Here is a 12,823-nt window from a genome sequence, read left to right as displayed (position 1 = left end):
CCCAGCCGGTAGCGAGGAGGGCCCCTCATGGGTATCGCACTGACCGACGACCACCGCGAACTCGCCGATGTCGCCCGCGCGTTCCTGACCTCGCAGAAGGCCCGTTGGGCGGCGCGGTCCCTGCTCGACGCCGCCGAGGAATCCCGGCCGCCGTTCTGGCAGAACCTCGTCGAACTGGGGTGGCTGGGCCTGCACATCGACGAGGAGCACGGCGGCTCCGGCTTCGGCCTGCCCGAACTCGTGGTGGTGGTCGAAGAACTCGGCCGCGCCGTGGCGCCGGGCCCGTTCGTGCCGACCGTGATCGCCTCGGCGGTGCTCGCCAAAGACGGTAGCGCCGAACAGAAGTCGCGCCTGTTGCCCGGGTTGATCGACGGGACCATCACCGCGGGGATCGGCCTGGACGGCAATGTGCAGCTCAAGAACGGGGTCGCCGACGGCGACGCCGGGATCGTGCTGGGCGCCGGGCTGGCCGAGCTGCTGCTGGTCGCCGCGGGCGAGGACGTGCTCGTGCTGGAGCGCGGCCGCGCCGGCGTGACGGTGCAGGTGCCGGACAACTTCGACCCGACCCGGCGGTCCGGTCGCGTCCGTCTCGAAAACGTGGACGTCGGCGCCGACGACATCCTGACGGGTGCCCGGGCCGCGGCGCTGGCCCGGGCCCGCACGCTGCTGGCCGCCGAGGCGGTGGGCGGCGCCGCGGACTGCGTGGAGGCCGCCGTGGACTACGCCAAGGTGCGCCAGCAGTTCGGCCGGACCATCGCGACTTTCCAAGCGGTCAAGCATCATTGCGCGAACATGCTGGTGTCCGCCGAGTCGGCGATCGCCGCGGTGTGGGACGCCTCGCGCGCGGCGAGCGAGGACGAGGACCAGTTCCAACTGGTCGCCGGGGTGGCGGCGGCCCTGGCGTTTCCCGCCTATGCGCGCAACGCCGAGCTGAACATCCAGGTGCACGGCGGCATCGGTTTCACCTGGGAGCACGACGCGCATCTGCACCTGCGCCGCGCGCTGGTGATCGCGGCGCTGTTCGGCGGTGACGCGCCGGCCCGGGATGTCTTCGAGCGCACCGCCGCCGGCGCCAAGCGGGAGAACAGTTTGGACCTGCCGCCCGAGGCGGAGGAACTGCGCACCCGCATCCACGCCGACGCCGCCGAGATCGCCAAGCTGGACAAAGAGGCGCAACGGGACAAACTGATCGAGACGGGCTACGTCATGCCGCACTGGCCCAAGCCCTGGGGTCGGGCCGCCGACGCGGTGGAGCAGTTGGTCATCGAGGAGGAGTTCCGCGCGGCCGGCATCAAGCGGCCCGACTACTCCATCACCGGCTGGGTGATCTTGACCCTGATCCAGCACGGAACCGATTGGCAGATCGAAAGATTCGTGGAGAAGGCGCTCCGCCAGGAAGAGATCTGGTGCCAGCTGTTCTCCGAACCCGAGGCCGGCTCCGACGCGGCGTCGGTCAAGACCCGCGCCGTTCGGGTCGACGGCGGCTGGAAGATCAACGGGCAGAAGGTGTGGACCAGCGGGGCGCAATACTGCGCACGCGGCCTGGCCACCGTGCGCACCGACCCGGATGCCCCCAAGCACGCCGGCATCACGACCGTGATCATCGACATGAAGGGCCCGGGCGTCGAGGTGCGGCCGTTGCGGCAGATCACCGGCGGCTCGGAATTCAACGAGGTGTTCTTCAACGACGTGTTCGTCCCCGACGAGGATGTCGTCGGCGCGCCCAACTCCGGGTGGACCGTGGCCCGCGCGACCCTGGGCAACGAGCGGGTCAGCATCGGCGGCAGCGGATCGTTCTACGAGGGCCTGGCGGCCACGCTGGTGCAGCTCGCTTCGCAGCAGTCAGATCGCTTGGCCGGGGCGCCGATTCGGATCGGGTCCTTCCTCGCCGACGATCACGCCCTGCGGCTGCTGAACCTGCGGCGCGCCGCGCGCAGCGTCGAGGGGGCGGGGCCCGGTCCGGAGGGCAACATCACCAAGCTCAAGCTGGCCGAGCACATGGTGGACGGCGCCGCGATCTGGGCGGCGCTGTCGGGGCCGGAGGTCGCGCTGATGGACGGCCCCGCCGCGGTGGTCGGCCGGCTGACGATGGGAGCCCGTGGCATGGCGATCGCGGGGGGCACCTCGGAGGTCACCCGCAACCAGATCGCCGAGCGGATTCTCGGCATGCCGCGCGACCCGCTGATCAACTAGCCCGGTCGAGGCTCAGGCCGGCGTGAACAGCGGCGCCCCGCCGCTGCCCGTTTCCGGCTGCAGTTCGACGGGCATCCCGCACTTGACCGAATCGGGTTCGCAGCCAACGATGTTGGCCGCCACCCGCAGGCCCTGTTGTTCGGCGAGTTCGACGATGGCGATCACATACGGGACGGGCAGTTCCGGGTTGTACGGGTGGTGGTTCACCGTGTACGTGAAGACCGCTCCCCGCCCGGAAACGGGCCGCGCGGCCAGCTTTCCGCCACACGTGCGGCACACGCCGGCAGGCGGATGCACCCAACGCGCGCAGTCGGCGCAGTATTCGATGAGCAGCGGCTCGTCCGGCACGACGAATACAGTACACTCAATTGATTCGATGCGGGGCTATGGGCTGACGGGCGGTGGGCATGACGCATTTCGAAAAGGACGCGATTCTGTCCGGCATCGGCATCTCCCGGATCGGCCGCCGCACCGGCATCGCCGGCCTGGACCTGACCATGGAGGCGGTGCGGGCCGCCGTCGAGGACGCCGGGCTGGTCGCCTCCGACATCGACGGCATCGCAACGCTGGGTGACACCCCCGCAGGCGAGGTCAACGCCGAGCTGGGAATCGAGGCCGCGGATTGCGGTTCGGGCTTCGGCACCGGCGGCTTGCTCAGCCCGGTGATGTCGGCCTGCCGCGCGGTCGCCGAGCGGCGCGCCCGCCACGTGGTGGTGTACCGGACGATCCAGATGCTCGGGGGCACCGTCCCGGTGAAGCCGCAGGAGAACGCGCCCGCGCCGCCCCTTGCGCGGATGTTCGAGGCGCCCGAGGGCGCCGACCGCCCCGCCGTCGGCGCGATGGACGACGTCAATGACCTCGTCGCCGCGAACGCGTACTCCGCCGCGAACTGGCTGGCGCTCAACTGCCGGCGCCACATGGAGCTGTACGGCACCACCAAGCAACAGCTCGGCTGGGTGGCCCTCAACGGCAGGCGCAATGCCGCGTTGAATCCGCGCGCTGTGTACCGCGACCCGATGACCATGGCCGACTACCTCAGCGCGCGGCCGGTTTCCACCCCGTTCGGGCTGCTGGACTGCGACGTCCCGATCGACGGCTCGATCGCGGTGGTGGTTTCGCACGCCGAGTACGCGCGCGACTGCCCGCACCGCGCGGTCGCGGTGGAGGCGATCGGTGGGTCCGACGGCGCCGGCGGCTGGTTTCACCGGGACGACTACCCGAAGATGGCGATGTCGGACGCGGCGGCGCAGATGTGGTCGCGCACCGACCTCAAGCCGTCGGATCTCGAGGTCGCCGAGCTGTACGACGGGTTCACCTATCTGACCCTCGCATGGCTGGAGGCCCTGGGAGTCTGCGGCGACGGCGAGGCGGGGCCCTTCGTCGAGGGTGGCGCGCGGATCGCCCGCGACGGGTTGCTGCCCCTGAACACCTACGGCGGTCAGCTGTCGGCCGGGCGCATGCACGGCTACTGGGCGCTGCACGAGGGGTGTCTGCAGTTGCGCGGCGAGGCGGGGGAGCGGCAGGTTTCGCGTCGCCCGGAGGTCGGCGTGGTGTCCGTGGGAGGCGGGCCCGTCGCCGGCTGCATGTTGCTCACATGCTGAAAATTGTTGCGCCGATACGTTATTGGTCCTGACATGAGCACCGGCCTGGCGAACAAGCTGGCGTCGAAGATCGCGCGCGAGCTCGAGGCCGACATCGTCCGCCGCGGCTGGGCCACCGGGGAATCGCTGGGTTCCGAACACGCCTTGCAGGAGCGATTCGGGGTTAGCCGCTCGGTGCTGCGGGAGGCTGTCCGGCTGGTCGAACACCATCAGGTGGCACGGATGCGGCGTGGGCCGGGCGGCGGGCTGATCATCTGCGAGCCCGACGCGGGCCCCGCCACTCGCGCCGTCGTCATCTATCTCGAGTATCTGGGCACCACGCTGGGTGACCTGCTCAACGCGCGCTTGGTGCTCGAACCGTTGGCCGCGTCGCTGGCCGCGGAGCGGATCGACGAGGCGGGCATCGCGCGGCTGCGGGCGGTGTTGCGGGGCGAAGAAGAATGGCAGCCGGGGCTGCCGACGCCGCGCGACGAGTTCCACATCGCCCTGGCCGAGCAATCGAAAAACCCGGTGCTGCAACTGTTTATCGACGTGCTGATGCGGCTCACCACCCGCTACGCCCTGCAGTCGCGAACAAACACGGCCACCGAGGCCATCGAGGCGGTCGACCGGATGCACGTCGATCACTCCGAGATCGTCGAGGCCGTCACCTCCGGCGACCCGGCGCGGGCAAAAACGCTGTCCGAACGCCACGTCGAGGCCGTGACGGCCTGGCTGCAGCACCATCACCCCGGCACCGCGAGCCGGCGGCGCAAGCGGCGGCCGCTGAACATTGAGGCGCCCCGCGGCAAACTCGCGGAGATGCTGGCGGTCACGATCGGCGACGACATCGCCGCCGACGGCTGGCGGGTCGGTTCCGTCCTCGGCACGGAGGCGGCCCTACTGGAGCGATACCGGGTGAGCCGGGCGGTGTTTCGCGAGGCGGTCCGGCTGCTCGAATACCACTCGATCGCGCACATGCGCCGCGGACCGGGCGGTGGCCTCGTCATCGCTCAACCCCAGGCGCAAGCCAGCATCGACACCGTCGCCTTGTACCTGCAGTACCGCGATCCGAGCCGGGAAGACCTGCGCTGCGTCCGGGACGCCATCGAGATCGACAACGTCGCCAAGGTGGTCAAGCGGCGCGGCGAATCCGAGGTGGCCGCGTTCCTGACCGCCCACCGGTCCGAGGTCTCCGAAACACCCGGCGATCTGGGCGCCGCGGCGGCCGAAGAGTTCCGGTTCCACATCGGACTGGCCCAGCTGGCCGGCAACACGCTGCTCGACCTGTTCCTGCGCATCATCGTCGAGCTGTTCCGCCGGCACTGGTCGAGCACCGGGCAGGCGCCGCCGACCTGGGCCGACGTCCTTGCGGTCCACCACGCGCACCTGCGGATCGCGGACGCGATCGAGGCGGGCGACGAGAGCCTGGCCCGCTATCGCGTTCGCCGTCATCTGGATGCCGCCGCCTCCTGGTGGCTGTGACACGTACTGAGTCCGGGATGTGATCTGTAGCTCGGTATATCGAAGGCTTCTCGGGGGTACTGAGGAGGGAGAAAGTTAACGGCCGGTCCAGCAGGGGGTTGGCATTCGTGATCGAAAGTGAGAGTGCCGGAGTGATGGCGGGCACCCAGATCGGCTTCGTCCACTCCGCGCTTATTTACCAATCCCAGCAGGAGTATCTGGATGCGGTGACCCGCTTCATCGGCGACGGGTTGGCGGCCGGCGAGGCGGTACTGGTCGCGGTGCCGTCCGACAAGCTGGCGTTGCTGCACGACGCGATGGCGGCCGACGGCGGCTTGCCGCATGAAGTGCAGACGGTCGACGTCACCGAGGAGGCCCGCAACCCGAGCCGGTTCATGGCGATGGAGGGCGCCTTCGTCGACGACCATCCCGACCGGCGGGTGCGGATCGTCAGTCAACTCGCCTGGCCCGGCCGCAGCGGCGAGGAATTGGTCGCCTGCGTGGAACACGAGGCGTTGGTCAACGGGGCGATGGACGGCTACCAGGCGACCAATCTATGTCTCTACGACGGGAGCCGGCTTGCCGACGAGGTGCTGGCCGACGCCCGGGCCACGCATCCCCTGCTTCTGCGCGGTGGTGCGCTGCAACGCAGCCCCGACTACGCCCCCGACGCCGCCCTGCGGCGCTGCAACCGGCCGCTGCCCGCCAACCCGGGCGCCGTGACCTACACGGTCAGCAAGTCCACGGACCTCAGCCCCGCGCGGTCCTTCGCGGTCGACTACGCCGGCTGGATCGGGTTGTCCCAGGACGGGATCGAGGACCTGCAATTGGTGGCCACCGAGCTGGCCAGCAACAGCTTGATGTACACCGACGGCGCCTGCCAGCTCGCCTTCTGGCGCGACGACGGTTATCTGGTGTGCGAGGCGCGGGACACCGGATGCTTCGACGATCCGTTGGTCGGCCGGCTGGACCCGGGTCCCTGCGGCCCCGCCAGCCGGGGCCTGTACCTGGTCAACGCCATTTCGGATCTGGTGCGCACCTACACCACCCCCAGCGGCACGACCATCCAGGCGTATCTCCGCTTCGACGCGTCGGCGGGGCCGACGGGTTGAACGCAAGCAGCCCCCGGGAGACCCGAGGGCTGCTCGACGTAATCAGTTAAAGGCCGAGGCCGCCAGTAATGCCGCCCACGATCCCGCCGACCGTGCCACCGGTGGTGCCGCCGACAAGGCCGCCGCTGCCGGCCGCGGCCGACGCGCATCCGGTCGGGAGTAGTAACACCGCGGCGACCCCGGCGGCCGCCGCGGCAGCTTTGAGGTTTTTCCTGGTGCCCTTCGCCTTCATGATGAGCCTTCTTTCATCCATGTGTAAGGGGTAATTGCACAGCCGTTGAATGACTGTCGCCTCCGCTTCATACCCCCTGTTGCACACGCGTAAACCAACGTTTTGCCGACTTGTTTTATCCGCGGAACTTGCACGTCAGGCGGGTGTGCGGCTAATGTCGGGCCTCGTGCGTCTTCTCGATCGCGTGGTAGTAGCTAGCACCCGCAGCGGGGTCTGACCTAGACCGACCCCCCGCTGTGGGTCGGAAGCTACCGCCGTCGGTCACTGGATTCGACCGAAGAAGACCGGCACATGACTATCCCCGAGCGGCTCGACCCCTCCAGCATTTCAGCCAGCCAATGCCTCGCCACGGTGTGGTTCGCCCGGCAGTTCGGCGCCGCGCTGCCCCGGGGTCTGCGGGAGCGGGCGGGCGCGATGACCTGGGAGCGATTCGTCGCGACGTACGGCCCGGCGGGACCCGTCCGGCTGGGCACGTGGGAGTGCACCGACACCGACCGGCGGGTGGGTCCGCACGCCCGCAACTTCCGGGCCGTCATCGCCGTGGGTGACCGCATCGCAACCTCGACCGCCGCGGCGTGCGGTCCCATCGCGGCCCTCGGCGCGATGCTGCACGAGCGCGGAATCCCGGTGGAAATCCTCAACTTTCATCAGATGCAATCCGGTGGGCGCACCGCGACGTTCGTCCGCGGCGGCGACGGCGCCCGCGACGAGTGGGCCGTGGGTTTCTCCGACGATCCGACGGAGTCGGCCCTGCGCGCGATGATCGCCTGCGCGAACCGGTTGATCGGCTGATCTCAGAGCGGGCGCAGCACGATCGGCATGCCGTCCATCGGAATGGGGATGGTGCGGTAGTCCCACTTCGACTCGTAACCCGGACGGGGCAGCTCGAGCCGGTAGCGACGCAGCAGCCGATGCATGATCGTCTTGATCTCCAACTGGCCGAACACCATTCCGATGCACTTGTGCGCGCCGCCGCCGAACGGAGTCCACGCGTACCGGTGGCGCTTGTGTTCGTTGCGGGGCTCGGTGAACCGTTCCGGGTCGAACTTCAGGGGGTCGGTCCAGATCTCCGGGAGCAGATGGTTCACCCCCGGAAACGCGGTGACGTTGGTGCCCTTCGGTAGGTAGTGGCCCAGCAGTTCGGTGTCGCGCACCGTTCGGCGCATCGCCCACTGCACCGGCGTAACCAGCCGGATCGACTCGTTCATCACCAGATCCAGCGATTCGAGCTTCTCCAGCGACTCGATGTCGAGCGGCCCATCACCGAGGCGGTCCGACTCGTCGCGGCAGCGTTGTTGCCACAGCGGATTCGCGGCGAGCTGGTAAGCCATGTTCGTCGCGGTGGTGGTGGAGGTGTCGTGGGCGGCCATCATCAAGAAGATCATGTGGTTGACGATGTCCTCGTCGGAGAAGCGGTTGCCGTCCTCGTCCTCGGTCTGACACAACACGGTCAGCAGGTCGCTGCCTTCCTTGCCGCGGCGCTCCTTGACGCGTTCGTCGAAGTAGTTCTCCAGCAGTTGCCGGGCCCTGATTCCGCGCCACCACGTGAACGGCGGGATCGGGTTGCGGATGATCGCGTTGCCGGCGCGGACGGTCATCGTGAAGGCTTTGTTCACCTTGGTCACCAACTCGCGGTCGGTGCCCGGCTCGTGGCCCATGAACACCATCGACGCGATGTCGAGGGTCAGCTCCTTCATCGCGGGGTAGAGCAGGAAGCGAGGGTCGTCGATCACCCAGTCGTCGGCGATGACCTGCGACACCACCTGGTCCATGTGCTCGACGTATCCGGCGAGCCGGGACCGGATGAACGCCTCCTGCATGATCCGCCGGTGGAACAGGTGCTCTTCGAAGTCCAGGAGCATCAGGCCGCGCTTGAAGAAGGCGCCGATCACCGGGGTCCAGCCCTGCTGGGAGTAATCCTTGTTGCGGTTCGAGTAGAGCTCCTGGGCGGCGTCCGGGCCGAGCGCCGCGACGAATGGCAGCAACGGCGAGTCGCCGAAGACGAGCGGGCCTTTGGTCTCGTACAGGAACATCAGGTAATCCGGGCCGCCGCGCAGCATCTCGATGATGTGCCCGATGACCGGCAGCCCCGCGTCACCCACCACCGCTTTGAGCCCGCTGCCCGGCGGCGGTTCGGCCAGCACGTGCTCGGGAAACTGGACGGTGCGCAGCTTGCGCTCTACCGCGCCCATCCCGGGAAAGTTGTTGACCGACGGCGTGAACCGGCGGCGCGCCTGGTCCAGCAGGTATTGCGGGGTGCTGATGGTGGCGGTCATAGACGCTCCTTTGCGGTCCCTCCCACGTGACAGCCGTCACTGTCCCCTAACCTTCGGGAAAAACTTGACGGCTGTCAAGTTTGCTTTTTGATCGGCGTGGTGCAAGGTCAGGGAATGAGCATCCACCCCGCCACCGGTGAGCCGGGCGGGCAGCGGCGCGGTGACAAACAGCGCCAGGCGATCCTGCAGGCCGTGCGGGAAATGCTGCAGGAAAAGCCATTCGCGGAGCTGTCGGTCAGCACCATCAGCCTTCGGGCCGGGGTGGCCCGGTCCGGCTTCTACTTCTACTTCGACTCCAAGTACGCCGTGCTCGCCCAGCTGATGGCCGAGGCCGCCGCGGAACTCGAGGAGCTCACGCAGGATTTCGCACCCCGCCAGCCGGGCGAGTCGCCGGAGCAGTTCGCCAAACGCATGGTCGGCAGCGCGGCTGCGGTGTACGCGCACAACGACCCGGTGATGACCGCCTGCAACGAGGCCCGCAACACCGACGTCGAGATCCGCAACCTGATGGACCAGCAATTCGAGGTGGTGCTGGGCCAGATCGTCGCCATCGTCGAGGCCGAGATGAAGGCCGGGACCGCCCACCCGATCAGCGACGACCTGCCCACCCTGATCCGCACCCTGGCCGGCACCACCGCGCTGATGCTGACCGGCGATCCCATCCTGGCCGGCCGCGACAGCGATCTCGACCGTCGCGTGCGCGTGCTCGAGCGGTTGTGGCTGCACGCGCTGTGGGCCGGGCGCCCGTAGACCGTTACCGCCGGTATCGTCACGGCAATGGGGCAGCAGGGGTACTTCGCAGGCAAACGGTGCCTGGTCACCGGCGCGGCCAGCGGCATCGGCCGCGCCACCGCGCTGCGGCTGGCGGCGCAGGGCGCCGAACTGTATCTGACCGACCGCGACCGCGACGGCCTGGAGTCGACGGTGGCCGACGCCCGCGCGCTCGGCGCGCGAGTCCCCGCGCATCGGGCCCTCGACATCGCCGACTACGGCGAGGTGGCGGCCTTCGCCGCCGACATCCACCGCGACCACCCGAGCATGGACGTCGTGCTCAACATCGCCGGAGTGTCCGCCTGGGGAACCGTCGATCGGCTGACGCACGAGCAGTGGAGCAAGATGATCGCGATCAACCTGATGGGTCCGATCCACGTCATCGAGACGTTCGTCCCGGCGATGGTGGCGGCCCGCAACGGCGGGCACCTGGTGAACGTGTCCTCGGCGGCCGGGTTGGTCGCGCTGCCGTGGCATGCCGCCTACAGCGCGAGCAAGTACGGCTTGCGCGGGCTGTCGGAGGTGTTGCGCTTCGATCTGGCCCGCCACCGCATCGGGGTCTCGGTCGTGGTGCCGGGCGCGGTGAACACGCCTCTGGTGCAAACCGTGGAGATCGCCGGCGTGGACCGCGAAGATCCGAAGGTGGCCCGCTGGGTGAACCGGTTCAGCGGCCACGCCGTCTCGCCGGAGAAGGCCGCCGCGAAGATCTTGGCCGGCGTCGCCAAGAACCGCTACCTGATCTACACCTCGCCCGACATCCGGGCGCTGTACGCGTTCAAGCGGCTGGCGTGGTGGCCCTACAGCGTGGCCATGCGCCAGGTCAACGTGGTGTTCAGCCGCGCGTTGCGGCCCGCCCCCGCGCCGCTAGCCCGGCATGGCCAGCTCGAGGCGCACCCCGAGCAGCCGAATCGGGCGGTCGAGCTCGAATAGGTCCAGGACGCGCAGCGCCGCGGCGACGATGGTGTCGCGATCGGTGGTCAGTGCGTCCAGCTTGCGAATCTTGGTGCGGGTGTAGAAGGTCGCGGTTCGCACGGTGACCGCGACCCGGGTCACGATCCGGCCCGACGCGAGCACGTCCGCCAGCGCCTGTTCGGCCAATTGCGTGATGGCCGAATCCATTTCGGCGCGGTCGGTGAGGTCACGCGGGAAGGTGACGACGTGGCTGCGCGAGCGCGGGAGCCACGGCTCGGCGCTGACTCGCGCGTCACCGCCGCCCTTGGCCAGTAGCAGCAGCCAGAGGCCGGTGCGTGGGCCGAACGTTGCGGTCAGCACCTCGGCATCGCTGTGCGCGAGCTCCCACACCGTCGATATCCCCAGCGCTGCAAGCTTTTTCGCCGTCTTGGGGCCCACGCCCCAAAGCGCGTCGACCGGGCGGTCCGCCATCAGGGTCATCCAATTCGCGTCGGTGAGCGCGAAGATGCCCGCGGGTTTGGCGAAGCCGGTCGCGACCTTGGCGCGCTGTTTGTTGTCACTGATTCCCACCGAGCAGGACAAGTGAGTTTCCGACGAGATGACGGTTCGGATCTGTTCGGCCACTTCGGCCGGATCGGCGCCCGTCACCCCGACGTACGCCTCGTCCCAGCCCCACACCTCGACCGGGTGTCCCAGGTCGCGCAGCAACCCCATCACCTCGTCGGACGCCGCGTCGTAGGCGGGCGCGTCCGACGGCAGAAACGTCGCCTCGGGGCAGCGGCGCGCGGCCGTCCGCAACGGCATCCCCGCGTGCACGCCGAATTCCCGGGCCTCATACGAGGCGCAGGTGACCACCTTGCGCGGTTCGGTCGGATCGCCGCTGCCGCCGACGATGACCGGCAGCCCGGTCAGCTCGGGGTGGCGGCGCAACTCCACCGATGCCAGAAACTGATCGAGGTCGACGTGCAGGACCCAGCTGGGCGTCGGCTCGGTCATCGGCTATCGCCCACAAAGCTTGCGCGCCAGGCTTTCCCACGCGTCGCCCAGGGATTGAAGGGTATGACCGCCCTCGTTGAGCTGATGTTCCACATAGTTGACGTGCAGCAGGGCCAGCAGGGCGTCGGTCTGGACGTCGAGATCACCGGTGGTGTTCGCCGCCTGCAGCAACACCCGGATATGGGTGTGGTGCACCAAGACGGGCGCGCTGTAGCGCGTCTGCGGATCGCGGTGGGCCTCGGCCAGCAGGTCGCGATGGGCGTGGGCGAAGCCGATCCGTTCCCGGCCGAAGGCCACCAGCCGCTCCATCGGCGTGGCGTCGGGTCCCAGCGGTGGCGGCCCGAAGATGAAAGCCTGCTGGCTGGCTCGCTCGTCCTCGTCGAGCAGCACCATCATCAGGCCGGCGCGGCTGCCGAACCGGCGAAACAAGGTGCCCTTGCCGACGCCGGCGGCGGCGGCGACGTCGTCCATGGTGACCGCGTCGGCGCCGCGCTCGGCGACCAGGCGCCGGGCCGCGTCCACGAGGAGGGCGCGGTTGCGCGCCGCGTCACCCCGTTCCGGCACGGGCGCTTGGGGTGCCCAGACGGGCATGTCGCCGAGCCGCTCGATAGTGCTCACCCCAGTACTTTAACGCGGCGGGAATAGAAACGGACCATAGTCCGGTTGCAGCGTGCGAGGATGGAAACCAACAAGCGAAGGGAAACTACGACGGTGGCGGACAACATCAAGGTTTTGGCGCTAGTGGGGAGCCTGCGCTCCGCGTCGATCAATCGTCAGATCGCGGAGTTGGCGGCGGACATCGCTCCCGACGGTGTCACCGTGACGGTGTTCGACGGGCTGGGGGAGCTGCCGTTCTACAACGAGGAAATCGACGACGCGATGAACGCCGACGCGCCGCCGCTGGGCCCGGTGACGGCGCTGCGCACCGCCGCGGCCCAGTCTGACGCCGCGCTCGTGGTCACCCCGGAATACAACGGCAGTATCCCGGCCGTCATCAAGAACGCGATCGACTGGCTGTCCCGCCCGTTCGGCAACGGCGCGCTGAAGGGCAAGCCGCTGGCCGTCATCGGGGGATCCTTCGGCCAGTACGGCGGCGTGTGGGCGCACGACGAGACCCGTAAGTCGTTCGGGATCGCCGGGGCCCGGGTGGTCGACTCGCTCAAACTCTCGGTGCCGTTCAAGACCCTGGAGGGCAAGGCGCCCGCGGAGCACGCCGAGCTCTCGGGCAATGTGCGCGATGTCATCGGAAAGCTGGCCGCCGAAGTCGGCTGATTGGCGGAAGTCGAC

Annotated in this window: 13 protein-coding genes; 8 read left to right on the top strand and 5 right to left on the bottom strand. The window is 68.9% G+C overall.

The window, feature by feature from the left end; all coding sequences use genetic code 11:
* Positions 1-27 precede the first annotated feature (27 nt).
* The gene (locus tag A5680_RS22900; RefSeq protein WP_067823511.1) at positions 28-2,193 is read left to right on the top strand and encodes an acyl-CoA dehydrogenase; all 2,166 of its coding nucleotides are present in this window, start codon (positions 28-30) and stop codon (positions 2,191-2,193) included.
* 12 nt (positions 2,194-2,205) lie between these two features.
* Here A5680_RS22900 and A5680_RS22895 read toward each other — a convergent pair whose 3' ends face one another.
* Complete coding sequence (locus A5680_RS22895) at positions 2,206-2,541, bottom strand: Zn-ribbon domain-containing OB-fold protein (protein ID WP_067823509.1); 336 nt, start codon at positions 2,539-2,541, stop codon at positions 2,206-2,208.
* 59 nt (positions 2,542-2,600) lie between these two features.
* Here A5680_RS22895 and A5680_RS22890 point away from each other — a divergent pair, with 59 nt between their 5' ends.
* From A5680_RS22890 to A5680_RS22880, 3 genes are all read left to right on the top strand, one after another.
* A complete protein-coding gene (locus A5680_RS22890; RefSeq protein ID WP_067823506.1) occupies positions 2,601-3,794 on the top strand; it encodes a thiolase family protein in 1,194 nt (397 codons plus the stop codon).
* Positions 3,795-3,827: 33 nt separating this feature from the next.
* On the top strand, positions 3,828-5,258 hold the full coding sequence (locus A5680_RS22885) for a FadR/GntR family transcriptional regulator (RefSeq protein WP_067823503.1): 1,431 nt from the start codon (positions 3,828-3,830) through the stop codon (positions 5,256-5,258).
* Positions 5,259-5,365: 107 nt separating this feature from the next.
* A complete protein-coding gene (locus A5680_RS22880) occupies positions 5,366-6,349 on the top strand; it encodes a sensor histidine kinase (protein ID WP_067823668.1) in 984 nt (327 codons plus the stop codon).
* Between the two features lie 46 nt (positions 6,350-6,395).
* Here the strand turns inward: A5680_RS22880 and A5680_RS22875 are convergent, their stop codons facing one another.
* Positions 6,396-6,581: a hypothetical protein gene (locus tag A5680_RS22875; protein WP_055403359.1), complete on the bottom strand. Its 186-nt coding sequence runs from the start codon at positions 6,579-6,581 to the stop codon at positions 6,396-6,398.
* 291 nt (positions 6,582-6,872) lie between these two features.
* On the opposite strand from A5680_RS22875, the gene A5680_RS22870 reads away from it, so the two are divergent.
* Positions 6,873-7,373: a homocitrate synthase gene (locus A5680_RS22870; RefSeq protein WP_067823500.1), complete on the top strand. Its 501-nt coding sequence runs from the start codon at positions 6,873-6,875 to the stop codon at positions 7,371-7,373.
* 2 nt (positions 7,374-7,375) lie between these two features.
* Here the strand turns inward: A5680_RS22870 and A5680_RS22865 are convergent, their stop codons facing one another.
* Entirely contained in the window at positions 7,376-8,857 is a 1,482-nt protein-coding gene (locus A5680_RS22865) for a cytochrome P450 (RefSeq protein WP_067823496.1), read from the bottom strand.
* 114 nt (positions 8,858-8,971) lie between these two features.
* On the opposite strand from A5680_RS22865, the gene A5680_RS22860 reads away from it, so the two are divergent.
* Together A5680_RS22860 and A5680_RS22855 are read left to right on the top strand one after the other, a co-directional pair.
* Entirely contained in the window at positions 8,972-9,607 is a 636-nt protein-coding gene (locus A5680_RS22860) for a TetR/AcrR family transcriptional regulator (RefSeq protein ID WP_055403347.1), read from the top strand.
* A 27-nt stretch (positions 9,608-9,634) separates the two neighbouring features.
* Positions 9,635-10,558 carry an SDR family oxidoreductase gene (locus A5680_RS22855; RefSeq protein WP_067823493.1) on the top strand — a complete coding sequence of 308 codons (924 nt, stop codon included), beginning with the start codon at positions 9,635-9,637 and terminating at the stop codon, positions 10,556-10,558.
* Here A5680_RS22855 and A5680_RS22850 read toward each other — a convergent pair.
* Entirely contained in the window at positions 10,493-11,536 is a 1,044-nt protein-coding gene (locus tag A5680_RS22850; protein ID WP_067823490.1) for a DNA polymerase IV, read from the bottom strand. The genes A5680_RS22855 and A5680_RS22850 overlap by 66 nt on opposite strands.
* Positions 11,537-11,539: 3 nt before the next feature.
* Positions 11,540-12,154, bottom strand: a complete 615-nt coding sequence (locus A5680_RS22845; RefSeq protein WP_055403350.1) for a TetR/AcrR family transcriptional regulator — start codon at positions 12,152-12,154, stop codon at positions 11,540-11,542.
* Between the two features lie 93 nt (positions 12,155-12,247).
* Here A5680_RS22845 and A5680_RS22840 point away from each other — a divergent pair, with 93 nt between their 5' ends.
* On the top strand, positions 12,248-12,808 hold the full coding sequence (locus A5680_RS22840) for an NAD(P)H-dependent oxidoreductase (RefSeq protein ID WP_231977683.1): 561 nt from the start codon (positions 12,248-12,250) through the stop codon (positions 12,806-12,808).
* The last annotated feature ends 15 nt before the right edge of the window (positions 12,809-12,823 follow it).

This window comes from Mycobacterium sp. E2989 (genome assembly GCF_001667595.1).
In the GTDB taxonomy this organism is placed as follows: Bacteria; Actinomycetota; Actinomycetes; order Mycobacteriales; family Mycobacteriaceae; genus Mycobacterium.
Note: the sequence above shows the minus strand (reverse complement) of the source record. Positions and strands in the feature narration are given on the sequence as shown.